We start from the raw sequence: 23820 nt of genomic DNA on the forward strand, positions 1-23820 counted from the left end.
ATGTGAGGATTACTACATGACCGAGGTGAAGGCCCCCAGGCGACGTACGAACACCCGCGCCCGGCTGCTGTCCGCGGCTGTCGACGTCTTCGTCGAGCGGGGTGCGCGCCGGGTCACCGTCGACGACCTGGTCAGCGCGGCCGGCTACACGCGCGGAGCGTTCTACTCCAACTTCGGCAGCGTCGAAGAGGTGCTGCTCGAGGCGTTCAAGGAGGAGTCCGAGAGGCTGATCGAGGCCGTACGCACCGCCGTCGGCGAGCACACCGACGCCGAGTCGAGCGGGTCACTGATCGGAGCGGCCTTCGACGCGATCCGCCCGCTGCAGGATCGCTGGTTCGTCCTGCAGAGCGAGGTGGTGCTGCAGAGCCTGCGCGACGCGGACGCGCGAGAGATCAGCTCGGCGACGTTCACCGCGCTCAGCGAGCAGCTCGTCGAGGTCGTCGACCTCGCCCTGGACCGCCTCGACCGCACCTCCACGATGCCGACCGACCTCCTCGCCCAGACGATGATGGGCGTGTTCCTCCACAGCGTCACGATGCGTACGATCCGCCCCGAGGACCCCCGCGCCGACCGGCTTCTCGAAGACGCGCTCCCCCAGATCATCGATGGGCTGTCGATCCCCAGGACCTCCGCCTAGGCTGAGGCCGATCCCACTCTCGGGTCGACTCTCAGGGGGTTTGTCACTATGGGCGCACCAACATGGGTGTGGCTGGTCACCGTCGTCGCGATCGTCGGCCTGCTCGGGTTCGACTACATCTTCCACGTACGCAAGGCCCACACCCCAACGCTGAAGGAGTCGGCCACGTGGTCGGCGATCTACGTCGCGATCGCGCTCCTGTTCGGCGTCGGCGTGCTGATCTTCGGCGGCGGCACGATGGGCGGGGAGTACTTCGCCGGCTACATCACCGAGAAGGCGCTCTCGGTCGACAACCTGTTCGTCTTCCTGATCATCATGACGAGCTTCCGGGTGCCCCGCGAGGACCAGCAGAAGGTGCTCCTCTTCGGGATCACGTTCTCGCTGATCGCCCGCACCGCGTTCATCTTCGTGGGCGCGGCGCTGATCAACACCTTCGCCTGGGTCTTCTACCTGTTCGGCCTGATCCTGCTGATGACCGCGGGCAACATGCTGAAGCCCGACAACGACTCACACGGGGAGAACGTCGTCGTCCGCCTGGCCCGGCGGCTGTTCCACGTCAGTGAGCACTACGACGGCGACAAGCTCTTCACGGTGGAGAACGGCAAGCGCATCCTGACGCCGATGCTGCTGGTGATGGTGGCCATCGGCGGCACCGACATCCTCTTCGCCCTCGACTCGATCCCGGCGATCTTCGGCCTCACCCAGAACGTCTACCTCGTCTTCACCGCGACCGCGTTCTCGCTGCTCGGCCTGCGCCAGCTCTACTTCCTGCTCGACGGCCTGCTCGATCGGCTCATCTTCCTGTCGTACGGCCTGGCCGCGATCCTCGCCTTCATCGGCGTGAAGCTGATCCTGCACGCGCTCCACGAGAACAACATCCCGTTCGTCAACGACGGCGATCCCGTGCACGTGGTCGAGATCAGCACCGGCCTCTCCCTGACCGTCATCCTGGGCGTCCTCGTCGTCACCATCGTCGCCTCGCTCTTCAGCAAGCGCGGCCGCGCGAAGAACGCCATCGGCAACGCCCGCCGGCACGCCGCTGCCTACCTCGACTCCGAGTACACCGCCGACCCGGCCGAGCGCGAGCGCATCCACAACGCCCTCCTCGCCGAGCGCGACGTCATCGTCTCCCTCGGCCCGAAGTATCTGCAGATCGCACGCGAAGAGACCCCTCTCATGGAGCTCCTCGAGAGCGCCCTCGCCAGCCACACCGCCGCCGTCGAGCGCGGCGAGGCCACGCCCGCGGGACCACCCAAGATCCTTCGCGAGGAGTAAGCCGGGGCCTCAGGCGGCGTGGCGGCTCCGGTAGGAGGTCGGCGAGGTGCCGTGGTGACGCTTGAAGGCGGCGCTGAGCGCGAACGGGTTGGCGTAGCCGACGCGGGCGGCGATCGCCGACAGGGTCAGGTCCGTGCCGACCAGCAGGTCTGCGGCCAGCGCGAGCCGCCACCTTGTCAGGTACGCCAGTGGTGGCTCGCCGACCTGCTCGGTGAAGCGCCGGGCCAGAGCGGCACGCGAGAGACCGACCTGCTCACCGAGGCCGGCGACCGTCCACGGCAGCTCGGGGTGCTGTTCCATCGCCCGCAGCACCGCGGCCACCGCGTCGTCAGCAGGAAGGGCTGGGGAAGCCGCGAGCACCTCACGCACGGCTTTGACCACGAGTACGTCCAGCAGCCGGTCGAGCAGGGCCGCCTGCCCGGCCTCCTCACGCACCAGCTCCTCCGACAGGAGGTCGAGGACGGCGGTGTCGAAGCCGCGCAGCACCACGCTGGTCGGCAGCCGGGACAACAGCAACGAGCCCACCGACGTCTCGCGCTCATAGGTCCCGATGAGCATCACGGTCGCCTCCGGCGAGCGGCTGTTCCCCCAGGTGCGTACGCCCAGCGCCAGCTCCTCGGCGAGCAGAGCCCCGTTCGGGTCGACACAGACCTGGCCGGGCAGGATCCGGATGTCGGCGGGGCGATCGGCCGTGTCGGCGATGACATAGGTCGCCGGCCCGCGGCAGACGATCACGTCACCTGCCGCCACCTCCTGCGGTCCCTCGCAGCCGGTGAAGACCGCCTCGCCGCGTGCGATCGCGATGACCGTGAGTGGCACCTCGTCCTCGGCGGTGATCGACCACTCCCCGGCGAAGACCGCCTTCAGCAGGAAGGCGGCCTGGGCCCGCGGACCGTCCATGAGCAGGTCGAGTGACGACATGGTGAGACGATAACGCATGTTGCCTGGAGTCGGACGTATTCCATCGTCGTTCACTCCGGGCCAGATTAGAGGCATGACAACTCTCATCACCGGCGCCACCGGCAAGACCGGCCAGCGCGTCGCCCACCGCCTCCAGACCCTCGACCACGACGTACGTGCCGTTACCCGCCACTCGACACCCCGGTTCGACTGGCACGACCAGACCACCTGGGCCGAGGCCATCGACGGCTGCGCGTCGGCCTACCTGACCTTCCAGCCCGACCTCGGCCTGCCGGGTGCCGACGAGATCATCGGCGCGTTCGCCGCCCAGGCGGTCGCCGCGGGCTGCAGCCGGCTCGTACTGCTCTCCGGGCGTGGCGAGGACGGTGCCCAGCGAGCCGAGCAGGCCATGATGGCCTCGGGCGCCGAGTGGACGATCCTCCGTTCGGCCTTCTTCCTGCAGAACTTCACCGAAGGTGCGTTCGCGGACGAGCTCGCGGCCGGGTCGCTCACCATGGTCGAGCACACCGTCGCCGAGCCGTTCGTCGACGCCGACGACATCGCCGACGTCGCCGTCGCGACGCTCCTCGACAAGGAGTACGTCGGCCGGGTCCTAGAGCTCACCGGGCCGCAGCTGCTCACCTTCGAGGAGGCCGCGCACGCCATCGGCGGGCCCACCGTGACGTACCGCTCCATGCCGACCGAGGACTACGTCGCGGTCCTGACGGCGGCCGGGTTGCCGGCGCCCGACGCGGCCGGGCTGGCGTACCTCTTCGAGGAGGTTCTCGACGGTCGCAACGCGTACGTGACCAGCGACGTCGAGGCGGTCCTTGGCCGCGCTGCTCGAAGCATCGATGATCTCGACCGGGGTGAGCAGTCATGAGCGAGGTCGTACTCACCGGCGCGAGGCTGCTCAACGGCGTCACGGCCGGCATCTACATCGCGTTCCTGGTCGCCTTCATGCCGGCGCTGCACGGCCAGCCGGACGAGGTCTACGCACGGGTCATGAACCGGCTCAACGTGGTCATCGTCAACCCGGTGTTCCTGGCCTTCTTCCTGGGCGCCCCGCTCCTGGCCCTGCTCCTCCTCGGATGGCACCGGAGCCCGCTCGCCATCACCGCCGCCTGCCTGGCCGTCGCCGCCGTCGTCATCACCTTCGCGGCGAACCTGCCGCTGAACGACGCCCTGGCGGCCGGCGGCGCCGTGTCCTCGTTCGAGAAGCCGTGGCTGATCTTCCACACCCTACGAACCCTCGCCGCAACCGGTGCCTTCGTCCTTCTCAGCCTGCCCGGGGCGGTGACCCGGGTCTCGGGCTAGCAGCAGACGACCTGCTGCACCTTGAACAGGGAGTCTTCCTGGCGCTGCATGTTGACGTAGCCCTGATCCACCCAGACCACCCGGAAGAGCCCGTCCCCGAGGTCCTCGACCCGTCGCTCGCCGTCGGCGTCGAGGTCTTCGAGGATGTGGTAGTAGAAGCCGTCGCCGCCGTTGGCGTCATCGGTGCAGTTCCAGGCGGCCGGGTCGCCGAGGTCCGGGATGTAGAGGCCCGCGGCCTCGCAGTCACCTTGCTGGAGGGCGTCGACGAACCGGACGGCCGCAGTCTCCGCGCCGCTGACCGGCTGCCCGGCCGCAGTCTCCGCACCGCTCGCCGGCTTCTCGGCCGGACCGCGTGCCACGAACCAGGTCGCGGCGCCGCCCAGCACGAGGGCGGCTGCTACGGCGGCTGCGACGAGGAGGGCGTTGCGCCGCCGGCGCCCGGGCGGCTGGGGCTGCGGCTGGGTTGGGGACGGCGAACGGAGCACGGTCTGCGCGTCCGAGGGAGGGGGTACGGCGACCGCCCGCCCCTCAGCCGCGGCGGTGAGTGCCGCGGCGAAGCTCCCCGCGTCCGGCCAGCGGTCCTCGGCCCTCGGCTCGAGGGCGCGCATGATCACCGCGGACACCGTTGCCGGCACGGGGGCGACCGTGCCGAGCTCGGGAACCCGGGACACGACCGTCAACGCCGGCGCGGGCGAGCGCCCCGCGAACATCGCCCACGCGACGGCGCCCAGGCTGCGTACGTCGGCGCGATGGTCGATCGGCAGTGACTCGTCGAACTGCTCGGGCGCCATATAGGCAGGCGTCCCGATCTGCCTGGTCACCTCCGAGTGCTGGTCGAGCGCGCGGGCCACCCCGAGGTCGGCGACCATCGCCCGCAGCCGACCGTCCGACCCGCCGGTGAGTAGGATGTTGGCCGGCTTCACGTCGCGGTGGATGACCGACCGCACGTGCAGTGCGTCGAGGCCGGACGCGGCCTGTGCCACCAGGTCGGCCACCAGCTGCGGCGGCATGCCTTGAGGGTGCTGGGTGATCAGCTCCGCGACGCTTCCGGCGTCGGCGTACGCCATCACGAAGTAGGGCGCCCCCGTCGGAGTCTCGCCGATGTCATGGACCGAGACGACGTGGGGCGAGTCCACCGACCGGAGGAACCGCGCCTCCTGCAGGAACCGCTCCCGGATGTCGGCCGCCTGAGTCCATTGGGCGCTGAGCACCTTCACGGCGACGGGCGAGTCGAGGTCCGGGTCGTGGTAGAGCCACACCTCGGCGAATCCGCCGGAACCGAGCGGCTTGACCTGGCGCAGGCGCCCGAGGGTCTGGGGAAGGGTCACCGGGACATTATGGGGCCGAGTCAGAGCTGCTCCGGCGGTGCCATGCGGTAGACGAACTCGCCGAGGCCGGACTGCGAGATGGCGAAGAGCGTGCCAGCGAGGCCCTCTTGAGTGGCGGCCATGCTCAAGTCGCCCAGTCGGACCGCCTCGAACCCGGCATCGTGGCTGAGCTGGCTGACGACGTCGTGAGCTTCGTCGTCGCCGGACCACAGGTTGCTCGGTCGTACGCGAGCACTGGCGACCCGGCCAAAGAGCGAGGCGAAGTTGGTGCTGAACGCCTTGGCCGTCGTCCCGCCGGTGACGGACTTGACGTACTCGGCGTTGGAGGAGAACCCGGCCGGAGGCCGCGCATCGCCGTAGAGGTTGGTGGCGTCGAGGACGGTCTTGCCCTCGAGCCCGGCGACCGATGACAGCGCTGCCTCTACCGCGGCTCCTGGGACGGCGAGCAGAACGGCTTCGGCGCCGCTGGCGTCGCCACCGGCTCGCCCCAGCCTGCTCACCTGGTGGCCCGCGCGCTCCCACAGATCGCCCAGTCCACCGCCGATGTTGCCGCGGCCGATCACTGTGATGTTCATGCTGACCACGACCCGTCAGGGTGCTCGACGACGCGAAGGGCACCGGAGGGGCAACGCCCGATCACCTCTCGCAGGGTCTGAGCGGTTCCGTCCGAACTGGCGTGCGTGGGGTCGATCCACGGCCGAGCGGAAGGATCGAAGACGGCGGGCATCCCACGTACGCACTCGGCCGCGTGCTGACACACATCACCGTCGAAGGAGACGTCGAGCACGGGCCCGGTGTAGGTCTTGCGCGTCATGTCAGTCCTTCGCCGTCGACGGGGGCACACGCTTCACGAGTGCGACGTACTCGCGGTGGTTCGCGATCCAGCCCTTGATGAACGGGCACAGCGGCATCACCTTGCGCTCGCTGCCGTCGCGGACGTCGTCGAGCGCGAACCTGGCGATCGCGGAGCCGACACCCTTCCCCTCGTAGGCCGGGTCGACCTCGGTGTGGGTGAACACGATCAGGTCGGTGGCGAGGATGTATTCCGCGAACCCGACCACGGTGCCGTCCACACGCGCTTCGTAGCGCAGACGCTCTGGCGCAGGTGCAACCTCAATGTCGATGTCTGTCATCTCTCGTCCTTGCTCGTGGCCTGCGTATTTGTTTGTGCGCACAAGTATTCTACTAGCGCAGGCAAGATGTTTCCTTCGACACGATGTCGACTTCTTGACCGACCTGATGGGTCTCGCGGCCGGCGGCGAAAGGAAGCAAGGAACGTGAAGGTATTCATTCTCGGCATCAGCGGGGCGATCGGCGCTCTGCTGGCCGACAAGCTGTCCGCGGGCGGGACCGAGGTCCACGGGCTGGTCAGAAAATCGGCACAGCAAGTCGCCCTCGCTGCCCGCGGCATGGAGACCACGCTCGGCGATTTGAGCACGATGTCGGCCACGGACCTGGCGCGCGCAGCAACTGGATCCGATGCGATCGTCTACACCGCAGGCTCCAACGGCGGCGCCCGCGAGGTCACCAAGGCGATCGATGGCGACGGCGTCACCAAGGCTCTGGAGGCAGCACGCCTGGCGGGGATCAGACGGTTCGTACTGGTCTCCGTCCTCCCCGAGTCGTGGCGCGAGCGGGACAACCCGGACGAGGTCGAGTACTACTTCGCCGTCAAGAAGCAGGCCGACATCGCGGTCACCCGCAGCGACCTCGACTGGGTGATCCTCCGCCCCTCGCTCTTGGTCGACGACCCCGCCCTCGGCACGATCTCACTCGGCCCGGCCGAGGCCCACGGCGAGATCGCCCGTGCCGACGTCGCCGAAACCCTCGCCGAACTGCTCCTCGAGCCACGCATCCGACGACAGATCCTCGAGCTCAACACCGGCACCACGCCGATCCGTGAGGCCGTCCGGGCCAACGTCTACAAGGACTGAGCACACGACGGCGCCAACGAGCAGCGTGTCGAAGGCTCAGGCCTGCCAACAGCCGATGGTCAGCGACCGCGGCGACGAACCGGCGGTCCGACCTCGGCCTGAGCGATCGCCCCGAGAGCATCAGCGAACGCGGCCAGATCGACGTCCTGGAGATGATCCATCACATGACGACGGACACTCTCCAGATGCACCGGCCAAGCCCTTTTCAGACACTTCAATCCGGCCGGGGTCAAGCGCGCCAGCTGGCCGCGACCGTCCGCCGTCGAACGGACCCGCTCGACCAAGCCCGTACGCTCCAACCGCTCCACGACGCGGGTCAGCCCACTGACGGAGATCGATACGTAGTTGGCGAGCTCGCTCATGCGCAACGATCGCTCGGGAGCCTCGGACAGGTTCATCAGCACGGTGTACTCCGTGAGACTCACGCCCTCCGACTGCATCAGATCAGACTCGAGCACCCGCGGAATCACCACAACTGCCCGCCCCAACGCCCGCCAGGCAGTCTCCTCCTCGGGCGACAGTGGGGGCACCTCCCCAGCTGCCGCACGCCGACCGTCCATACCAACGAGGCTAGCGGGTAGTTGCTTGACGTAATAACGATCCCCAGCAGGCGGCCTGGCCCTGACCGGTACGCGCATCTCCTTGCGGAAATGAAGAAAGCCCCTCACCGGACTTCTCGCCTGGTCAGGGGCTCTTCGTGTGCTGCGCGCCTGTAGGGATTCGAACCCCAAACCTTCTGATCCGTAGTCAGATGCTCTATCCGTTGAGCTACAGGCGCAGTGTTACCGAAGCAACGTGTAGAAGATTAGCGGAAGATGGTCCGTGACCAGAAATCGCCACGTGTGAGAAGATCTGGCGCTAGCCACAGCATCGGGGAGGTGGAGCGTGAGCAAGCGTCAACCCACGCCGTCCGGCGAGGAGAAGAACGTGAATGACGACGGACACGCGCCCAGGACGCGTGCACTGCTCGAGGCCAAGGGCATCGAGCTCTTCGAACTTGTCGCGGAGCGGGGCGGTATCTCTACCTCCGACCCGCGGATCGGCGAAGATGGCGAGTTCGAGGACGCACTGATCGCTCTCAAAGAACTGGGGCTCGTCCGCAACCCCGACGACGCACCGGACACTTGGGTAACCGTTGACCCGGCGACCGTGCAGGCTCAGGTCGTCACGCCTATGACCCAGGAAGGCATCCGCCTACTCCAGGAGTCGGCAGAGTGGGCCAACGACTTCACCGCTCTGCGAAACGCTTGGCGTCGGTCGACCCCGGACGACCAGCAGGGACCGTTCACCTACATCCACCGTCCTCAGATCCAAGGATTCATCGACGCCCTCGTCGACGAATGCGAGTTCGAAGCCCTCACCGCGCAACCACAGGGGCCGAGAGACGCCGCGAAGTCGCGCGACGAGACCATCCGTAAGGACACGGCGTTGCTCCGCCGAGGCGTAAGGATGCACACCCTCTACCAGCATGCAGCCAGGCGCAGCAGCTCAACCAGGGAGTACGTCGCTGCGATCACCGAGGTGGGCGGCGAGGTCCGAACGCTGGACGAGTTCTTCAACCGCATTCTGATCTTCGACCGTCGGACAGCGATCATCCCGAGTCCAGAAGGCGTCGACGTCGCGGTTGCGGTGCGGGACCCCGCAGTCGTTGCCTACCTCGTCGACGTCTTCGAACGTGCCTGGGAGCGAGCGCGGCCGTTCAATCTTGCCGATTCCTCAACCATGAAGGACATTGCCGGCGAGCAGCGCGCGATGACCCTTCGGATGCTGATCGAAGGCCATTCCGATCCAGCGGCTTCCAAGAGGCTCGGCGTCAGTCCCCGTACGTACGCCGGCTACGTCGCCGATCTCAAGGATGAGTTCGACGCTGAGACTCGATTCCAGCTCGGATACGAAATCGGCCGAACCGACGCCGTCGACATCACGAACCTCGACGGGGACGGGCCGGGGTGAAGCAGGCCCCGGCCCGATCGGAAGTCAGTCCCAGCTCGTGTCGCTAGCGGAGAATCCCGCCGCGGCGATGTGTACCGGAGCGATGTCCCAACTGGTGTCAGCCTGAGCCGGAGTTGTAGCGAAGAGGCTGATGGCAACCGTGGCCGCCGAGGCCAGCGTGAGAGCCGCCGCAGTGCGTACGAACTTCATGTTCTTCCCTTCCTGGTCTCGAGGCCGATGCTGTGCCGAGAGGCCTACGGGATGATTATTGTGCAGGTCGAAGCGTTTCGGGTAACCCAAGTTCCGGCGTACGGACTTTTGCAGTGCTTAAAACTGCAGGTCAGAATGCAGTTTGGCCCCCTCATGAAGGGGGCCAAACACATTGAAACTGGCGGAGGCGGAGGGATTTGAACCCTCGATGGGGTTTAAGCCCCAAACTCGATTAGCAGTCGAGCGCCATAGACCGGACTAGGCGACGCCTCCATACCGCTCGAACAGGCTACAAGACCCGCCCTCCTGGGACCAATCAGGGTGCGTCGGACGATCCCGCAGCGGTGTCGAGAGGCTTGATCGTGGCCTTCAGATAGACCTGGAGCTCGCGCACGAACTGCTCTCGGTCGATGCTGAGGATGGTCACCGGGATCGTGGTGGCGCCGCCCTTCTTGAGCCGCAACTCCAGGCACGGTGTGCCGCCAGGCATGGTGGTCACCGCCTCCTGGATGTCGACCCAGCGGGCCTCGCGCACACCGGCACCTCGCACGAACGCGATCCGGTAGCCCTGGGCGCTGGCGCGCAGGACGTACGCCTTGTTGCGGAGCCACCAGCCGAAGCCGACCACCACGGCGACGCCGACGACGAGCGGGATGAAGAGCCACGCGAAGTCGATCCGGGCCGCGATCACGACGGCCGTGCCGGCGAAGACCAGGAGCGCCAGGCCAACCATGGCGGCGCCGACGAGGCGGGCCTGCACGGTGGGAGCAAGGCGGTAGTAGGTGAGCTCAGCAGATGACACGCTCTCCATTGTGACCGACACGGGAGCCGAGAGCCGCATCGGCTTGCTCCTTTACGTGACCTAGGTCACAATCTGCTCATGACAGGTGTGCTTCCCAATATGTCGGATGCTCTTCGGGCCCTGGATACCGCTATCGCCGCTCCCCGTCCGGGGGCCAACGTCGGTCTCTGGCGCTGGTCGGTGCGACAGCGCCTCGGGGGCGTACGTGAGGCGTTGCTGGTCCTCGACACGGGTCAGGAGTGGCATGCCCTCACCGATGTCAGCGCGCTCCGCGACCGCGGCACGCTGCTGAGCAGGCTCGCCGTCCTCGCCGACGACGTGCTCGACCGCACTGACCTCGAGGATCTCCTCCTCGAGCTGCGGCGGCTGATGATCGACGTGGATCGGCACCTGCAAGAGGTCTAAGTCTGGCAGAGGGAGCGGGATTCGAACCCGCGGTAGGTCTCCCTACGACCGCTTTCAAGGCGGTTCCGATCGGCCACTCCGGCATCCCTCCATGCGCCCGTGGGCGCTTGGCCGAGTCTAGTGCGCCTGAGGCTCAGGCGCTCAACTCGACGAGAACGTCGCCCTCCTGGACGACGTCGCCGGAGGCGACCTTGACCGCTACCACGGTGCCCGGGGCCTCGGCGAGGACCGGGATCTCCATCTTCATGGACTCCAGGAGCATCACGGTGTCCCCGGCGGCAACCTTGTCCCCGGGCTGCACTCCGACGCTCATGACGTTCGCGACCATCTCGGCAGCGATCGTGGTGGGGGCTCTGCGGTTCATACCCAGAACCTATGGGTTACCGCATGGTAGCCCTAGCTAGAGAGCGCCTCAGAGCAATGCGTGGGTGCGGCCGGGCTCGGGGCGGACAGCGCTGGCCTCGTCGGCCTCACGCGCCGCTCGGCGGCCGCTGCCTGCGGCCGTCGAGCCGGTGAGCGCGAGGTCGATGCGGATGATGACGAACGCGATCACCAGGCCGATGAGGATGCTGTAGACGACCGAGAGACCAGCCTCGGCGAGCCCGACGTCGGGGTTGAGGAAGGTGCTGGCGACCGGCGCGGTGAGCGTCACGCCGAAGAGGCAGACCCACCAGCCCTGGCGGCGCCGGGAGCGCATGTGGGTGCCCCAGACCAGCGCCGGGACCCCGAAGAGCGCCTGGATCGGATGCGGGTAGCCACCGATGTGGATGCGGCACCAGCGCTGCATGTCGTCGACCGAGTCCAACAGGCCGGTGCTGCCGTAACGGCGCAGCATCTCGGCGTAGATCAGGGTGAGCGCCAGCATCAGGCCGCCGATGCCGACGATGATCGCACCGCGCCGACCGAGGCCGTGCAGGCCGGCACCGAGGCGGTAGACCGCGAAGAAGGCGATCGCGAGCGAGCAGGCCAGCGTCGCGTACTCGAACCGGGAGACCATCACCACCGGCTCGAAGCCGAGCGCGGCGAAGCTTCCGAGCGCGGCGATGCCGACAGCGATGAACGTCTCCCGGATCGTCTTCGGGAAGCGGCGCGACGGGACGGTGGCCATCACCGCGAGGACCGCCGCCACCGATGCGACCAGAACCGCCGCACCCGTACGCAGCGCCTCGTTGTCCACGAGCACCACGACGAGTCCGGCAACCCCTGCCAGGGAGCCGAAGATCAGCGGGCGGCCACCGGTGCGGTGAGCCAGCGCGAAGGTGTAGGCGGTGCCGACGACGACGGCGCCGAGGCCGCCGAAGATCTCCGGGCCCAGGTCGAAGGCGCTGACCGCGAGACCGAGCACGCCGACGGCGAGCGCGACCAGCCAGATCGCCCGGATGGTGCCGGCGGTCAGGCTCTCGATGATGCCGAGGCCCGCGCGGGCGGCGCCCGCTCCGGGGACCCGCGGCTGAGCGAGGAACGAGGTCACCTTGGCGGCGGTCGTCGGCCGACCGGACGCCTCGGTGTCGTACGGCCCGACGGGATCGTGGACCGGCTCGAGATGGCCGGACTGGTAGGGGTCGGGCTGATACGCGGGCTGCTGGACGTGGGGCGGCGTCTGCGGCGCCTGCGCCAGACCGGTCGTCCCGAGGTAGGGAACCGGCGTGGAGTAGGCCGGCGCCTGCCACGCACTCGGCGGCGGCGCGGTCGGCCCGCTCAGGGCCGGCTCGGGCTCGGGCCGGAACTCCGGCGCCGGGTAGCCACCGTAGGAAGGCTCCTCCGGTGCCGTACGCGCAGCACGCTTGCCCGTATAGCCGTTCGGCTCGTCGAACTGCTCCGGCTCGGCACGCCCGGCGATCCGGCGCCCGCCACCCGTGGGCGGAGCTTCCTGAGGCGCCTGACGCTCGTCGTACCACGTCTCGTCGGCCCAGCCGTTCTCGCTCCAGCCCTGGCTGTTGCTCTGCCCGCCGAAGGTCTGGCCGGGGTCCTGGCTGGCGTCCTGATAGCCGGACCAGTCGTCCTCCGCCCACTGGTCATACGCGAGCGCCTCGCTCGAGGTCGGCTCCACGTAGGCGGGTGTGGGTTCGCTGCGACCGGCTGCACGACGGCCACGCTTGCTCTTGTCAGCGCGACGGCGGGGGGCTCGGTCCATAACAGGCGAGGATACCGGGGAAGGGGTGAACCTAACGAGTCATCGATATCCGTTTACCGCTGTGACGGGGAGTTGTTGACGAGGGTCACATTCTGCGGTTGACCAGGGAGGGGTTGGTGCGACGCGCCTCCTCGAGCACGGCTCGATCGATCGTCGCGGAGACGATCTCGTCGCCCTCGCCGGCCTCGGCCAGCACGTCCCCGAGAGGGTCGACGACCATCGAGTGACCGCAGTAACGAGGGGCCGACTGGGCGGCCGCCGCGATGAAGACGGTGTTCTCGATCGCGCGTGCTCGCACGAGGGTGCGCCAATGGTCGACCTTGCGCGGACCGGCAACCCACGCGGCCGGCAGCACGATCAGCTCGGCACCCTCGTCGACCAGCCGCCGCGCGAGCTCGGGGAAGCGCAGGTCGTAACAGGTCATCAGCCCCGTCGGCACCCCGTCGATGTCGACCACCACCGGCTCGACCTCACCCGCGACCAGAGCATCGGACTCCTTGTAGCCGAAGGAGTCGTAGAGATGGATCTTCCGGTACGCCGCCTCCGCCCCGCCCCGTACGAGCAGGGTGTTGAACGGCCGGCCGCCGGGATTGCCGCTGTCCTCGAGCATCCCGGCCACCACCGTGGTCCCACGCTCCCCGGCCACCCGGGACAGCTCGGCCCCGAACGGCCCATCCTGACTCTCGGCGAAGGAACTCAGGTCGGATCCAGGCTTGCCGAAGTCCCTGGCGAAGACCTCGGGAAAGACGACCAGGTCGCTGTCGGCGGGAGTCAGCTCGGCCAGGAGAGACCGATTGGCGTCGGGCTCGAGCCCCGAGGCCTGTTGCACGAGACTGATCCGGAGGCTGTTCCAGGTGGTCACCTCTCCAGACTAGGGTCTGCCGTGTGAGCGAGCGTCAGCGAGTGAGCCGTCGAAACTGCACGCGACCGCGTCCGTATTCTGGCGCTCGCGCTAAGGAGGTGGTCGCGTGACTGCTTGGGACGAATGGGAGCCGTACGCAGCCGTGCTGCTCGCCGGAGGACGCAGCTCTCGCCTCGACGGGATCGACAAGTCCGGCATCGAGCTCGGCGGTCGCACGATGCTGGCCTGGGCGCTGGACGCCGTCGTCGACGCGATGGAGGTCGTCGTCGTAGGCGACCCGGTGCACACCGAGCGCCCGGTGACCTTCGTCCGCGAGGACCCCCGCTTCGGCGGCCCGGTCGCCGCACTGCTGACCGGGGTCGACGCGTTGCTGACCCCGCGGGCGTACATCGGGGTGATCGCCGTCGACATGCCCTTCCTGCGCCCACGGACGCTGTCGCGGCTTCGTGAGGCGGCGTTCGGTCGCGACGGTGCCGTGCTCGTCGGGCCCGACGAGCGCCGGCAGCTGGCCCTGGTCCTCTCCACCGCCCGGCTCGCCGAGGTCCGCCCGGACCACGAGGGGCAGCACGGGATGCCAATGCGCAAGCTGCTGGCCGACCTCGACCTCGTCGAGGTCCCCTCGGAGGGCGACGAGCACCGCGACATCGACACCTGGACGGACCTGAAGTCGCTCTAGCCTCCTAGTGTTGAGGCATGCGAGCCGTCGTAGCCGAGCAGCCCGGAGGGCCCGAGGTCCTCACCGTCACCGACCGTCCCGACCCGGAGCCGGCAGCTGGTGAGGTCGTGATCGACGTCGCCGCCGCAGGCCTCAACCGGGCCGACCTGCTGCAGCGGCAGGGCTTCTACCCGCCGCCGAAGGGCGCCAGCGACATCATCGGGATGGAGTGCAGCGGCGTCGTCTCAGCGGTCGGCGAGGGCGTCGAGGAGTGGCACGAGGGCGACGAGGTGTGCGCGCTCCTGGCCGGCGGCGGCTACGCGACGAAGGTCGCCGTCCCGGCCGGGCAGGTCATGCCGGTGCCCGAAGGCGTCGACCTGGTCACCGCCGCGGCGCTCCCCGAGGTCACCACCACCGTGTGGTCCAACGTGTTCATGGTCGGCGGCCTGACTCCCGACGAGACCTTCCTGGTCCACGGCGGCGCCGGCGGGATCGGCACGATGGCGATCCAGCTCGCCAGCCAGATCGGCGCCCGGGTGATCACCACGGTCGGCTCGGCCGAGAAGGCCGAGCTCGCCAAGTCGCTCGGCGCCGAGGCGGTCATCAACTACAAGGACCAGGACTTCGTCGAGGTCGCCAAGGTCTACGGCGGCGCCGACGTCATCCTCGACAACATGGGCGCGAAGTACCTCGCCCGCAACATCGACGCCCTCAACCCCGAGGGCCGTCTGGTCATCATCGGCATGCAGGGCGGCACCAAGGCCGAACTCGACATCAACGCCCTGCTCCGCAAGCGGGCGGCGGTGATCGCCACCAACCTCCGCGGCCGCCCGGTCGAGCAGAAGGCGACGATCTGCGCCGAGGTCGTCGAGCGCATCTGGCCGATGGTCGAGGCCGGCGAGGTGAAGGCGGTCGTGCAGGACGTACTTCCGCTGGCGGAGGCCGCCGAGGCGCACCGGCTCATGGAGTCCGGCACGCACACCGGCAAGATCCTGCTGACCACCGCGGGCTAGGTAGGGTTGAGCGCATGACGCAGGAGCAGACCGGGGAAGTCGTGGTCATCGGACCCGACGGGCAGCCGATCGCGGTGCCCGCCGACGTACTCAAGGACGCCACCGCGCCGGAGGCCGACGGGGACGAAGAGCGCGATGTGACCGACCTCGTGGAGCAGCCCGCGAAGGTGATGCGGATCGGTTCGATGATCCGCCAGCTGCTCGAGGAGGTGAAGGCCGCCCCGCTCGACGAGGCCTCCCGCAACCGGCTCCGCGAGATCCACCAGGCCTCGATAAAGGAACTCGAGTCCGGGCTCGCACCCGAGCTGGTCGAGGAGCTGGAGCGGCTCTCGCTGCCGTTCGCCGAGCAGCAGACCCCGTCCGAGGGCGAGCTGCGGATCGCGCAGGCGCAGCTGGTCGGCTGGCTCGAGGGCCTCTTCCACGGCATCCAGACCGCCATCTACGCCCAGCAGGTCGCCGCGCGCGCCCAGTTCGAGCAGATCCGCAAGGGCCTGCCGCCGGGCGTGAGCCTCTCCCCCGAGGGTCAGCCGACCCCCGGCCAAGGCGGGCCGCAGCAGGACGGCCAGCACGACCACGGCGACTCCTCCGGCGGGCTCTACCTCTAGGCACGGAACATCACCGGTGCCGCGGACGCGCAGGTGACGGGCGCGACCTAGCGGTCCGGGAGGGCGTCACGCAGCTCGCGACGCGACGTGATCCCGAGCTTGCCGAAGACCTTGCGCAGGTGCCACTCGACCGTGCGGGCACTGATGTAGAGCTCGCTGCCGATCTGCTGGTTGGTGCGGCCGTCGCGCGCCATGTGGGCGATCTGGCTCTCCTGCGCCGTGAGGTCGTTGAGGGTGTCCGCGGTCCGTTTGCGGACCTTCTCGCCGGTGGCGAGCAGCTCGTGTCGAGTGCGTTCGGCGAAGCCGTCGGCTCCCATCGCCGCGAAGTCCTCGAAGGCGGCCTTGAGGTGGACGCGTGCATCGCCGCGCCGTCGTTCACGGCGCAGCCATTCGCCGAACAGCAGCCGCGTGCGGGCCAGCTCGAAGCGCAGACGGGTGCGCTCGAGGCGCTCGACCGCCTCGACGTAAGACCGCTCCGCCACGTCGCCCTCCGCGACCAGGGCCCGCGAGCGCGCGAGCAGCCCGGCCGCCCAGTCCGAGTCGGGAACCTCGGCGTAGGCCCCCAGCCGCTCCAGCGCTGTCGTCGCAGCGTCCATCGCGCCGCTGCGTACGGCCGCCTCGACCAGGTCGGGCAGGGCCTGGGCCGTGAAGGGCCCGAGGTTGCCGGCGCCGGCACGCACTGCCGCCTCGTACGCCTTCTCATAGTGGCCGAGGCCGAGGTGGAGCAGCGCCGTGGCGCGCTCGGTGATCTGCAGACCGAGGCCTTCGCCACGGGCAGTCGCCTCGACGGCAGCTGATGCGATGACCGGCGCCGCATGGATGACGTTGCCCTGGTAAGCCAGCAGGAACAGCTCGCCGTACGACGCCCGTTGGGGTCCCGGTGACCTCTTTGACCCGTTGCTCCTCGAGGCCGAGGTCGCGGGCCTGGTCGACGTCGCCACGCCAGAGCGCGACGACGCGGTGGGCGTTGAGTGCGTTGGCCAACGGCGCGAGCGCACCGGCCGCGCGGGCCAGCTCGACGTGTCGGCTGGTCGCGGCGTCCCAGGCCTCGAAGTCCCACAGCGACAGGGCGGCGTCGGCGACCAGTACGCCGCGGCGCAGAAAGACGTCGGCGGGGACGTCTCCACCGAGGTAGGACGTCACCGCCTCGCGGAGCACGGGTGCCGCCGCTGCCGTCCCGTCCGAGACCAGGGTGGCCAGGCCGGGGCCGAGCGCATCTCGCGGGGTGGTCGTGCTCGGGGCAGGTGCGGAGCAGGCGGCCCGCGAGACCACGGCCAGGTCACCGTCCGGGTCGGCCAGGGCACCGGCGACCAGGGCTGCTCCCCATGCATCCAGGTAGGTCTCGCGTGCCAGGTGCGGGTCGAGGGGTTCGAGTCGTCGGGCGGCCCTGGCAAGCGCCGCGGGAGCGTCGCTGCCGGACTTGGCTGCCCGGCCGGTGAGCGCGCGCACGAGGTCGGCGCGGGCACGCTGGAGGTCGTCGACGGCGTCGGCCTCCGCCTCGGCGGAGAGCGCGAGCGCCGCTTCGTACCTGCCTGCGTCGAGGTTGGCCTGTGCCGCGGCGAGGGTCCGCTCGGCTCGTTGCCGAGGATCGGCGGTGAGGGATGCGGCGCGCTGCAGGAAGGACGCTGCTGCCGCCACTCCCCCGCGGGCGCGGGCGCGGCCGGCGGCCTCGTGGAGGGCGTCCGCAATCCTGTCGTCCGTCCCGGTGGTCGCCGCCGCGAGGTGCCAGATCCTGCGTTCCGGCTCGGTCCCGGCGTCGAGGGCCGCCGCCAGGGCGGCGTTGACCTCACGTCGTTGCTCGGGCGTCCCCGCGGCGTAGGCCGCGCTGCGCATCAGTGGGTGGCCGAAGCGGGCCTGCCCTCCGACCTCGAAGAGCTGCTCCTCCTCGGCCGGCTCCGAGTCGGCGGAGGTGAGTCCCATCGAATGCGCTGCCCGCCACAGCACGGTGGCGTCGCCCGTGGGTTCGGCCGCGGCGAGGAGAAGGAGCCGGCGGGTCGGGTCGGGAAGGGCGCAGATGCGGCGAACGTAGTGGTCGTGCAGGTTGCCGGGATGTATCGCGGGGAACGCGAACCCGCCCATCAGCTCGGAAGTGCCTCGCTGAGCCAGCTCCAGCAGGGCCAACGGGTTGCCACGGGTCTCGGCGACGATCCGGTCTCGGACCCGGCTGTCGAGATGGCCCGGGAGTGCGGACGCCAGCAGGTCGATCGCCTCGTCGTGCCCGAGCCCGGAGAGGTGGAGAGCGGGGATACCGGCGAGCAACTGCTCCGCCGCGGGCTCGCGGACGGCGAACACCAGCAGCACCGACTCGGCGGCCAGCCGCATGGCCACGAAGCCGAGGACCTGGATCGACGGCTCGTCGATCCACTGGGCGTCATCCACCACGCAGAGGACGGGCTGGCCGGTCGCCGCCTCCGACAGGAGACCGAGGACCGCCAGTCCGACGACGAACTTGTCCGGAGCAGGTCCCACGACATGCCCGAACGCCACCTCCAGGGCCTGCTCCTGGGGACCAGGGAGCTTGGGGAGCAGGTCGAACATCGGGGCGCAGAGCTGGTGCAGGGCGGCGAACGGCAGCTCCAGCTCGGACTCCGTCCCGGTCACCACCGCGACCCGGCACCCGCTCGCGCGGTCGGAGACGTAGTCCAGCAGGGTCGTCTTGCCGATGCCGGCCTCACCTCTCAGCACGACGGCACCGCCCTCACCGTTGCGAAGGCGGTGCAGCGCGTCGTCGAGCCGGTCCCGCTCCTTCGTACGACCGCGAAAGGCGGTGGTCCGTGCGGCCATTTCGCCACCATAAGGCTTGAGGGCCATCGCCGTCGCGGGTATCGCACTCCTCCTGCTACCCGCCCTGATCGGCGAGGAGCTGCGAGTTCGCGGGTCACTCGGGCAGCGGCTCGCCGCGGAACTCGGCGATCATGTAGGCCGCGTACCACTCGGGCCAGGCTTCGTCGTACTCACCGCCGTTGCGGGCCTCGTGCTCGCCGTGGGCGGTCGCCGCCCGCTTGAGGGCCTCCGTCAGGTCGCTCGTCGTGGCGTACGACGTCGCGGTCGCGTCAATCCGCCCGGGGAGTCGGGTGGTGACCTCCTGGAGCAGGAAGGTGTTGCCGTCCGGGTCCGCGAAGGACGCGAACGACCCGTAGCTCGCGCGATCGTCGGCCGCGCCGGCCAGGCGTCCGTCACCGGAGAGCGGCCGGAACTGGGCGCCGGGGACGTCGGGGTGGAAGACGTCGCTGATGTCGACGCCCTGGGCCTCGAGAGCGTCGCGCGCCGTCTGGACGTCGGAGACGACCAGGTAGAGCCCCTCGGCCGTGCCCGGCTCCGCGGTGGTGATGCTGGTGCCGAACTGGATCGACGTGGGCGAGCCCGGGGGCGTGAACTGCACGACCCGGAAGCCGTTGTCGAACTCGAAGTCGGCGTCGAGGCGCCAGCCCAGACCGTCGTAGAACTTCTTCGACCGGTCCACGTCGGCGACCGGGATGACGACTGCCTCGAGCTTCAGCGCCGTGGCTGCAGTGGTGGTGTTCATTGCTTCGCACTCCTTCTTCTGGTCGGCGGGATTGCCGACATCTCCGAGAGTGCTCTCTCGCCGGGGCGGTCGAACCAGGGGTGATCCCTGGTCGCCCCCCCCCGGTGTGGTCAGTCGAGCAGGGCGCGAAGCACGGTCTGCAGCCCGCGGTGGGCGGTCGGGTAGGCGAAGTGCATGTCCGCCAGCGTCGCGATCGGGACCTCGGCGTGGACCGCGGTGGCCACCATGGCGAGGATCTCGCCCCCTGCCGCCCCGACGACGGTGCCGCCGACGAGGACGCCTCGGTCGGCGTCGGCGACGAGCTTGATCGGTCCCGGGTCCTCGGCGATCCAGCCGCGGGTGCCGAGGTCACCGGTCGCCGTACGCACCGTGATGCCTCGCTCGCGCGCGCCGGCCTCGGAGAGGCCGACCGAGCCGACCTCGGGGGCGGTGAAGGTGACCCGCCCGACCGCCCGGTAGTCCGCCCACGGCCCGTCGACGCCGGTGAGGTCACGGATCACGACGTCGGCCTGGTACATCGACACGTGGGTGAAGGCGCCCCTGCCGGTGATGTCGCCGACGGCCCACACACCATCGGCGACTCGCATCCGCTCGTCCGGCTCGAGGACCCTGGCCTGCGGGTCGAGGCCGACGTGCTCCAAACCCAGATCGCCCAGGTTCGCACGGCGTCCGGCGGCGACCAGCAGCCGCTCGGCGGTGACCGCACCCTCGCCGAGGTCGAGCCTGAACTCGGCGCCGTCATAGGAGACCTGCTGGGCGCGGGCCTCCGTGAGCACGGTGATCCCGGCGTCCTCGAACGCCCGCTGGATCGCAGCCGAGGCCTCGGGCTCCTCGGGCGGGAGAAGCCGGTCGGACGCCTCGAGGACCGTCACCCGGACGCCGAAGGTGGCAAACACCTGGGCGAGCTCGCAGCCGATCGCCCCACCACCCAGGATCGCGAGCGATGCCGGGAGCTCGGTCAGCCTGACGGCGTCGCGGTTGGTCCAGTAGGGCGCGTCGGCGAGCCCGGGAACCGGCGGCGCGGCCGGCGAGGTGCCGGTGTTGAGCACGATGCCCCGCGCCGCGACGTACGACGTCTCCGTGCCGTCGTCGGCGGTGACCGTGACCGTGCGCGGCCCGGTGATCCGCCCACGTCCCCGGGCGAAGGTGCCGCCCGCGGCGACCAGCCGGTCGACGGCGACCTGGTCGTTCCAGTCGTCGGTCGCCTCGTCGCGGATCCGGTCGGCGACCGGCTTCCAGTCCGCGGTGACGGTGGCGGAGCCCGCACGCCCCTCGACCAGACGCGCGTCGCGGAGCTTCTGCGCGGCGTGCACCATCATCTTGGTCGGGATGCAGCCGAAGTAGGGGCACTCGCCACCGACCAGCCGCTCGTCCACACCGACGACGCGTAGGCCCGCGCGGGCCAGGCTCCCGGCGACGTGCTCGCCGCCCGGTCCGAGGCCGATCACCACGACGTCGCACTCGATCGCTTCGCTCATGACCGAACTCCATCAGACCGGCCGCCCGTTGTCACCCATCTTCCTCGACGAGACTCCGACCCCCGGGTCGGCACCCCCGGGTCGGCACCCCCGGGTGCCGACCCGGGGGTGACCCTGGTGTGAGGCACGCGGGTGGGCCGCAGTCTGAAGGAGAACCAACCCCTCACCTTCCACCCTTCAGGAGACCACCATGTCCACCTCACCCATCAACCCGCGCCACCTCACCGTCGACGGTGTCCGGATCCGCTACGCGGAGAGCGAACCGAACGGCGAGCACGGTCTGCTGCTCAGCCCCTGGCCCGAGAGCATGTACGCCTTCGAGCCGATCTGGTCGCGGCTGGCGCGCGAGCACCACCTCGTCGCCGTCGACCTTCCCGGCTTCGGCGGGTCCGAGTCGCGTCCGGACCTGTTCACGCCGAGCGCCATGGGTGACTTCCTCGTCAGGGTGCTCGACACGCTGGGCCTCGACCGCGTGCACGTCGTCGGCCCAGACATCGGCACCAGCGCGGCGCTGTTCGCGGCGGCCGCTGCCCCCGAGCGGTTCCAGAGCATCCTCATCGGCAGTGGCGGGTCGTCGGTCCCGCTCGAGCTGGGCGAGCCCCTCACGACGTGGGTCGCCGCGACCGACCTGACGCCCTACCAGGACGGGAGGTCGATCATCGAGTTCGTCCTCGAGAACATCTTCCCCGCCTCGCCGCTGCCGGAGCACGTGCGCGAGGACTACCTCGCCTCGTACGACGGCACCCGGTTCGCGGAGTCGATGGCCTACGTACGGTCCTACCCGACCGAGCTGGTCACGCTGCGCGACCGGCTGCCCGACGTCCACACCCCGGTCCGGCTGATCGCCGGTCGTGACGACACCTCGATCCCGCCGTCCAACGCCGAGTTCCTCGCCGACCGGCTGCCGAATGCCAAGCTGGACATCGTCGACGCGGGCCACTTCGTGTGGGAGCAGAACCCGGCGGCGTACGTCACCCACGTCCTTGACTGGTGGGCCGAGCACCGCAGCGAGCGCCAGGACGGGTGACCTGTGTGCGGGCTGCTTCCCCCGGACAACCGGTTCACGGCAGCGGCCCACCGGCAAGAGCGACGACGACGCCGACCCCTGCCGCGAGCAGCAGTGTGAGGACCACCCCACGCTTGAGCAGCAGCAGGAGTACGCCGGCGGCAGCCAGCACCACCCACTGCCACCATTCGCTCGTGGCCAGCGCCAGCGGGACCGCGGAGCCGAGGATGGCACCGATCGCGGCCGGGCCGGCGCCGTCGAGGAAGGCGCGGGCGAGCGGCGAGGAGCGCAGCGCCTCGAAGTGCCGTCCGCCGGCGATGATCATCACGAATGACGGCCCGAACGCGATCACGGCGGCGCCCAGTGCCCCGAGGAGTCCGGCGGCCGCGAAGCCGACGACCGCGACGGTGTGGACGACCGGGCCCGGGGTGATCTGCCCGAGCGCGACCGCGTTGAGGAACTCGGCGTCGCTCATCCAGCCGTAGCGGTCGACCGCATCGGACTGCATCAGCGGGATGATCACGAACCCGCCGCCGTACGACAGCGCGCCGACCTTGAACGCCGTCCACGCCAGCGGCGCTGCCACCGCGGCGGTGATCGCTCCTTGAGCCAGGAAAGGCAGGGTGAGGACGGACTGGAAGGAGTTCGTACGCCACGGCCTCCGCAGCGCCACCTCGACGAGCCCGGCGCCGACGAGCACGAGGACCACCCAGGCCCCGGTGGTCGCGGCGGCGACGGTGCCGACGAGGGCGTAGAGGATCCATCGCGGACGCGACGGCGTCCGCTCGTAGGAGGACGGCACCAGCGCCCAGCCGGCCGCGACCGCGACCGCGGCGACCGCCGCACCGGCCCCGGCACCAGCGCCCAGCACCCACGCGGGCGGGTCGCCCAGGAACAGCGCGGCAAGGGCGAGGATCAGCACCAGCCCCGGCAGGATGAAAGCGAGCCCGCCGACCAGCGCGCCGAGCGCTCCACGGACCCGCCAGGCGGTGAAGATCGCCAGCTGTGTCGAGGATGGCCCGGGAAGCAGGTTGCAGGTCGCGATCGCGTCCTCGAACTCCTCCGGCTCCACCCAGCCGCGACGCTCGACGACGGTCTCGCGCAGCAGGCGGATGTGGGCGGGCGGACCGCCGAACCCGATGACGCCGATCCGCCCCCACTCCCGAGCGATCTCCACCAGCGTGGTCATGACGCGCAGCGTACGGGCTGAGCGCAATGTTTCTCAGACGTGGATCTTTCGTAACTCCAAAGTGGCGAAAACCCGCGTCATGACCCTGCCACGACCCCGTTTCTCTCACGTGAAGGCCGCCGGACAACGGACGGCCAGCGCCGTCCGAGAAGAGGAACACCATGGCTACCACCACGATCACCGCACGTCACCGCAGTGACCTGACCGCCGTCGAGTCGCTCCGCAACAACGTCGTCGACGCCGTCCGCAGCCTCCGCAAGCCCGACCCGTCCGAGCACAAGCACCGCGGCGGGATGCCGCCGGCCGTCGGCACCACGATGTTCGGCGTCGCCGCCGTGGCAGCCACCGGCATCGTCGCGCTCGGCGCATTCCGCTGATCATGCGCCTACATCTTCGGTCCGTCGTACACAGCCTGATGCTGTGGGTGGACGCCCTGGGCCTACTGAGGGGGAGGGCCAGGGCGCGGTCGGGGGGCCGCACCACGGACTGAGTGTCGTCGCACGAGCGGATCGGGGGATTCACGCTCGGGCAGACGGCACGTGCGAGGGATCTCGTCGTATCGAGGGATAGCGACCAGATCTCGCAAGACCGCAGCCGACCATCCGAGGGGGA

27 protein-coding genes and 3 tRNA genes are annotated in these 23820 nt (G+C 69.6%); 12 read left to right on the forward strand and 18 right to left on the reverse strand.

Features of this window, described 5'->3' with window-relative positions:
- Positions 1 to 16 precede the first annotated feature (16 nt).
- Together ABTW65_RS12265 and ABTW65_RS12270 are read left to right on the forward strand one after the other, a co-directional pair.
- The gene (locus ABTW65_RS12265; RefSeq protein ID WP_350660368.1) at positions 17 to 637 is read left to right on the forward strand and encodes a TetR/AcrR family transcriptional regulator; all 621 of its coding nucleotides are present in this window, start codon (positions 17 to 19) and stop codon (positions 635 to 637) included.
- Positions 638 to 685: 48 nt separating this feature from the next.
- Positions 686 to 1912 (forward strand): TerC family protein, encoded by a 1227-nt coding sequence (locus ABTW65_RS12270; RefSeq protein ID WP_350660369.1) that lies wholly within the window; start codon positions 686 to 688, stop codon positions 1910 to 1912.
- Positions 1913 to 1921: 9 nt separating this feature from the next.
- Here the strand turns inward: ABTW65_RS12270 and ABTW65_RS12275 are convergent, their stop codons facing one another.
- Positions 1922 to 2833, reverse strand: a complete 912-nt coding sequence (locus tag ABTW65_RS12275) for an AraC family transcriptional regulator (RefSeq protein WP_350660370.1) — start codon at positions 2831 to 2833, stop codon at positions 1922 to 1924.
- 73 nt (positions 2834 to 2906) lie between these two features.
- On the opposite strand from ABTW65_RS12275, the gene ABTW65_RS12280 reads away from it, so the two are divergent.
- Positions 2907 to 3695, forward strand: coding sequence for an NAD(P)H-binding protein (locus tag ABTW65_RS12280; protein ID WP_350660371.1), 789 nt, complete (start codon positions 2907 to 2909; stop codon positions 3693 to 3695).
- Positions 3692 to 4129: an anthrone oxygenase family protein gene (locus tag ABTW65_RS12285; protein WP_350660372.1), complete on the forward strand. Its 438-nt coding sequence runs from the start codon at positions 3692 to 3694 to the stop codon at positions 4127 to 4129. Before ABTW65_RS12280 ends, ABTW65_RS12285 begins: the two co-directional genes overlap by 4 nt.
- On the opposite strand, the gene ABTW65_RS12290 is transcribed toward ABTW65_RS12285, so the two are convergent.
- The 4 genes from ABTW65_RS12290 to ABTW65_RS12305 are packed head-to-tail and all read right to left on the reverse strand — an operon-like array spanning position 4126 to position 6590.
- Entirely contained in the window at positions 4126 to 5457 is a 1332-nt protein-coding gene (locus ABTW65_RS12290; protein WP_350660373.1) for a serine/threonine-protein kinase, read from the reverse strand. The two genes, ABTW65_RS12285 and ABTW65_RS12290, sit on opposite strands and share 4 nt — an antisense overlap.
- 20 nt (positions 5458 to 5477) lie before the next feature.
- On the reverse strand, positions 5478 to 6032 hold the full coding sequence (locus ABTW65_RS12295) for an NAD(P)-binding domain-containing protein (RefSeq protein WP_350660374.1): 555 nt from the start codon (positions 6030 to 6032) through the stop codon (positions 5478 to 5480).
- Positions 6029 to 6271 carry a (4Fe-4S)-binding protein gene (locus ABTW65_RS12300; RefSeq protein ID WP_350660375.1) on the reverse strand — a complete coding sequence of 81 codons (243 nt, stop codon included), beginning with the start codon at positions 6269 to 6271 and terminating at the stop codon, positions 6029 to 6031. Before ABTW65_RS12300 ends, ABTW65_RS12295 begins: the two co-directional genes overlap by 4 nt.
- Before the next feature lies 1 nt (position 6272).
- On the reverse strand, positions 6273 to 6590 hold the full coding sequence (locus ABTW65_RS12305) for a GNAT family N-acetyltransferase (RefSeq protein WP_350660376.1): 318 nt from the start codon (positions 6588 to 6590) through the stop codon (positions 6273 to 6275).
- Positions 6591 to 6734: 144 nt separating this feature from the next.
- On the opposite strand from ABTW65_RS12305, the gene ABTW65_RS12310 reads away from it, so the two are divergent.
- Positions 6735 to 7391 (forward strand): NAD(P)H-binding protein, encoded by a 657-nt coding sequence (locus ABTW65_RS12310; protein WP_350660377.1) that lies wholly within the window; start codon positions 6735 to 6737, stop codon positions 7389 to 7391.
- Between the two features lie 59 nt (positions 7392 to 7450).
- Here the strand turns inward: ABTW65_RS12310 and ABTW65_RS12315 are convergent, their stop codons facing one another.
- A complete protein-coding gene (locus ABTW65_RS12315; protein WP_350660378.1) occupies positions 7451 to 7951 on the reverse strand; it encodes a MarR family winged helix-turn-helix transcriptional regulator in 501 nt (166 codons plus the stop codon).
- Positions 7952 to 8096: 145 nt separating this feature from the next.
- Positions 8097 to 8169, reverse strand: a tRNA-Arg gene (locus ABTW65_RS12320).
- A gap of 107 nt (positions 8170 to 8276) precedes the next feature.
- On the opposite strand from ABTW65_RS12320, the gene ABTW65_RS12325 reads away from it, so the two are divergent.
- The gene (locus ABTW65_RS12325; RefSeq protein WP_350660379.1) at positions 8277 to 9344 is read left to right on the forward strand and encodes a LuxR family transcriptional regulator; all 1068 of its coding nucleotides are present in this window, start codon (positions 8277 to 8279) and stop codon (positions 9342 to 9344) included.
- Positions 9345 to 9712: 368 nt separating this feature from the next.
- Here ABTW65_RS12325 and ABTW65_RS12330 read toward each other — a convergent pair.
- Both ABTW65_RS12330 and ABTW65_RS12335 read right to left on the reverse strand, forming a co-directional pair.
- Positions 9713 to 9806, reverse strand: a tRNA-Ser gene (locus tag ABTW65_RS12330).
- A gap of 43 nt (positions 9807 to 9849) precedes the next feature.
- Positions 9850 to 10344: a hypothetical protein gene (locus ABTW65_RS12335; protein ID WP_350660444.1), complete on the reverse strand. Its 495-nt coding sequence runs from the start codon at positions 10342 to 10344 to the stop codon at positions 9850 to 9852.
- A gap of 69 nt (positions 10345 to 10413) precedes the next feature.
- On the opposite strand from ABTW65_RS12335, the gene ABTW65_RS12340 reads away from it, so the two are divergent.
- Positions 10414 to 10740 carry a hypothetical protein gene (locus ABTW65_RS12340; protein WP_350660380.1) on the forward strand — a complete coding sequence of 109 codons (327 nt, stop codon included), beginning with the start codon at positions 10414 to 10416 and terminating at the stop codon, positions 10738 to 10740.
- 3 nt (positions 10741 to 10743) lie between these two features.
- On the opposite strand, the gene ABTW65_RS12345 is transcribed toward ABTW65_RS12340, so the two are convergent.
- The 4 genes from ABTW65_RS12345 to ABTW65_RS12360 form a co-directional block, all read right to left on the reverse strand.
- Positions 10744 to 10831, reverse strand: a tRNA-Ser gene (locus ABTW65_RS12345).
- 42 nt (positions 10832 to 10873) lie between these two features.
- Positions 10874 to 11104, reverse strand: a complete 231-nt coding sequence (locus ABTW65_RS12350) for a biotin/lipoyl-binding carrier protein (protein WP_350660382.1) — start codon at positions 11102 to 11104, stop codon at positions 10874 to 10876.
- A 48-nt stretch (positions 11105 to 11152) separates the two neighbouring features.
- Entirely contained in the window at positions 11153 to 12874 is a 1722-nt protein-coding gene (locus ABTW65_RS12355) for a hypothetical protein (protein WP_350660383.1), read from the reverse strand.
- Between the two features lie 85 nt (positions 12875 to 12959).
- On the reverse strand, positions 12960 to 13736 hold the full coding sequence (locus tag ABTW65_RS12360) for a carbon-nitrogen hydrolase family protein (protein WP_350660384.1): 777 nt from the start codon (positions 13734 to 13736) through the stop codon (positions 12960 to 12962).
- Positions 13737 to 13842: 106 nt separating this feature from the next.
- Here ABTW65_RS12360 and mobA point away from each other — a divergent pair, with 106 nt between their 5' ends.
- Genes mobA through ABTW65_RS12375 form a run of 3 tightly spaced genes read left to right on the forward strand, consistent with a single transcriptional unit; the run spans position 13843 to position 16009 of the window.
- A complete protein-coding gene (gene mobA, locus ABTW65_RS12365) occupies positions 13843 to 14412 on the forward strand; it encodes a molybdenum cofactor guanylyltransferase (RefSeq protein WP_350660385.1) in 570 nt (189 codons plus the stop codon).
- Between the two features lie 17 nt (positions 14413 to 14429).
- A complete protein-coding gene (locus ABTW65_RS12370; RefSeq protein ID WP_350660386.1) occupies positions 14430 to 15404 on the forward strand; it encodes an NAD(P)H-quinone oxidoreductase in 975 nt (324 codons plus the stop codon).
- A gap of 14 nt (positions 15405 to 15418) precedes the next feature.
- Positions 15419 to 16009 (forward strand): bacterial proteasome activator family protein, encoded by a 591-nt coding sequence (locus ABTW65_RS12375; protein WP_350660387.1) that lies wholly within the window; start codon positions 15419 to 15421, stop codon positions 16007 to 16009.
- Positions 16010 to 16056: 47 nt separating this feature from the next.
- Here the strand turns inward: ABTW65_RS12375 and ABTW65_RS12380 are convergent, their stop codons facing one another.
- The 4 genes from ABTW65_RS12380 to ABTW65_RS12395 form a co-directional block, all read right to left on the reverse strand.
- Positions 16057 to 16689, reverse strand: coding sequence for a helix-turn-helix transcriptional regulator (locus ABTW65_RS12380; RefSeq protein WP_350660388.1), 633 nt, complete (start codon positions 16687 to 16689; stop codon positions 16057 to 16059).
- 19 nt (positions 16690 to 16708) lie between these two features.
- Positions 16709 to 18793, reverse strand: coding sequence for an AAA family ATPase (locus tag ABTW65_RS12385; RefSeq protein ID WP_350660389.1), 2085 nt, complete (start codon positions 18791 to 18793; stop codon positions 16709 to 16711).
- 94 nt (positions 18794 to 18887) lie between these two features.
- Positions 18888 to 19535 carry a VOC family protein gene (locus ABTW65_RS12390; RefSeq protein ID WP_350660390.1) on the reverse strand — a complete coding sequence of 216 codons (648 nt, stop codon included), beginning with the start codon at positions 19533 to 19535 and terminating at the stop codon, positions 18888 to 18890.
- Positions 19536 to 19645: 110 nt separating this feature from the next.
- Positions 19646 to 21013: a dihydrolipoyl dehydrogenase family protein gene (locus ABTW65_RS12395; protein WP_350660391.1), complete on the reverse strand. Its 1368-nt coding sequence runs from the start codon at positions 21011 to 21013 to the stop codon at positions 19646 to 19648.
- Positions 21014 to 21203: 190 nt separating this feature from the next.
- On the opposite strand from ABTW65_RS12395, the gene ABTW65_RS12400 reads away from it, so the two are divergent.
- Complete coding sequence (locus ABTW65_RS12400) at positions 21204 to 22040, forward strand: alpha/beta fold hydrolase (protein WP_350660392.1); 837 nt, start codon at positions 21204 to 21206, stop codon at positions 22038 to 22040.
- A 34-nt stretch (positions 22041 to 22074) separates the two neighbouring features.
- Here the strand turns inward: ABTW65_RS12400 and chrA are convergent, their stop codons facing one another.
- Positions 22075 to 23208, reverse strand: a complete 1134-nt coding sequence (gene chrA, locus ABTW65_RS12405) for a chromate efflux transporter (protein ID WP_350660393.1) — start codon at positions 23206 to 23208, stop codon at positions 22075 to 22077.
- A gap of 161 nt (positions 23209 to 23369) precedes the next feature.
- Here chrA and ABTW65_RS12410 point away from each other — a divergent pair, with 161 nt between their 5' ends.
- Positions 23370 to 23585, forward strand: a complete 216-nt coding sequence (locus ABTW65_RS12410) for a hypothetical protein (RefSeq protein ID WP_350660394.1) — start codon at positions 23370 to 23372, stop codon at positions 23583 to 23585.
- Positions 23586 to 23820 lie beyond the last annotated feature (235 nt).

Source organism: Nocardioides sp. NPDC127503 (assembly GCF_040302165.1).
Taxonomy (GTDB): domain Bacteria; phylum Actinomycetota; class Actinomycetes; order Propionibacteriales; family Nocardioidaceae; genus Nocardioides.

Bases quoted from the DNA above. Each gene is read 5' to 3' on its own strand.
- ABTW65_RS12385 (WP_350660389.1), bottom strand. From the start codon at position 18,793: ATGGCCGCACGGACCACCGCCTTTCGCGGTCGTACGAAGGAGCGGGAC.
- ABTW65_RS12315 (WP_350660378.1), bottom strand. From the start codon at position 7,951: ATGGACGGTCGGCGTGCGGCAGCTGGGGAGGTGCCCCCACTGTCGCCC.
- ABTW65_RS12400 (WP_350660392.1), top strand. From the start codon at position 21,204: ATGTCCACCTCACCCATCAACCCGCGCCACCTCACCGTCGACGGTGTC.
- ABTW65_RS12390 (WP_350660390.1), bottom strand. From the start codon at position 19,535: ATGAACACCACCACTGCAGCCACGGCGCTGAAGCTCGAGGCAGTCGTC.
- ABTW65_RS12370 (WP_350660386.1), top strand. From the start codon at position 14,430: ATGCGAGCCGTCGTAGCCGAGCAGCCCGGAGGGCCCGAGGTCCTCACC.
- ABTW65_RS12410 (WP_350660394.1), top strand. From the start codon at position 23,370: ATGGCTACCACCACGATCACCGCACGTCACCGCAGTGACCTGACCGCC.
- ABTW65_RS12285 (WP_350660372.1), top strand. From the start codon at position 3,692: ATGAGCGAGGTCGTACTCACCGGCGCGAGGCTGCTCAACGGCGTCACG.
- ABTW65_RS12395 (WP_350660391.1), bottom strand. From the start codon at position 21,013: ATGAGCGAAGCGATCGAGTGCGACGTCGTGGTGATCGGCCTCGGACCG.
- ABTW65_RS12280 (WP_350660371.1), top strand. From the start codon at position 2,907: ATGACAACTCTCATCACCGGCGCCACCGGCAAGACCGGCCAGCGCGTC.
- chrA (WP_350660393.1), bottom strand. From the start codon at position 23,208: ATGACCACGCTGGTGGAGATCGCTCGGGAGTGGGGGCGGATCGGCGTC.
- ABTW65_RS12300 (WP_350660375.1), bottom strand. From the start codon at position 6,271: ATGACGCGCAAGACCTACACCGGGCCCGTGCTCGACGTCTCCTTCGAC.
- ABTW65_RS12305 (WP_350660376.1), bottom strand. From the start codon at position 6,590: ATGACAGACATCGACATTGAGGTTGCACCTGCGCCAGAGCGTCTGCGC.
- ABTW65_RS12275 (WP_350660370.1), bottom strand. From the start codon at position 2,833: ATGTCGTCACTCGACCTGCTCATGGACGGTCCGCGGGCCCAGGCCGCC.
- ABTW65_RS12265 (WP_350660368.1), top strand. From the start codon at position 17: ATGACCGAGGTGAAGGCCCCCAGGCGACGTACGAACACCCGCGCCCGG.
- ABTW65_RS12375 (WP_350660387.1), top strand. From the start codon at position 15,419: ATGACGCAGGAGCAGACCGGGGAAGTCGTGGTCATCGGACCCGACGGG.
- ABTW65_RS12335 (WP_350660444.1), bottom strand. From the start codon at position 10,344: ATGGAGAGCGTGTCATCTGCTGAGCTCACCTACTACCGCCTTGCTCCC.
- ABTW65_RS12295 (WP_350660374.1), bottom strand. From the start codon at position 6,032: ATGAACATCACAGTGATCGGCCGCGGCAACATCGGCGGTGGACTGGGC.
- ABTW65_RS12270 (WP_350660369.1), top strand. From the start codon at position 686: ATGGGCGCACCAACATGGGTGTGGCTGGTCACCGTCGTCGCGATCGTC.
- ABTW65_RS12340 (WP_350660380.1), top strand. From the start codon at position 10,414: ATGACAGGTGTGCTTCCCAATATGTCGGATGCTCTTCGGGCCCTGGAT.
- ABTW65_RS12350 (WP_350660382.1), bottom strand. From the start codon at position 11,104: ATGAACCGCAGAGCCCCCACCACGATCGCTGCCGAGATGGTCGCGAAC.
- ABTW65_RS12355 (WP_350660383.1), bottom strand. From the start codon at position 12,874: ATGGACCGAGCCCCCCGCCGTCGCGCTGACAAGAGCAAGCGTGGCCGT.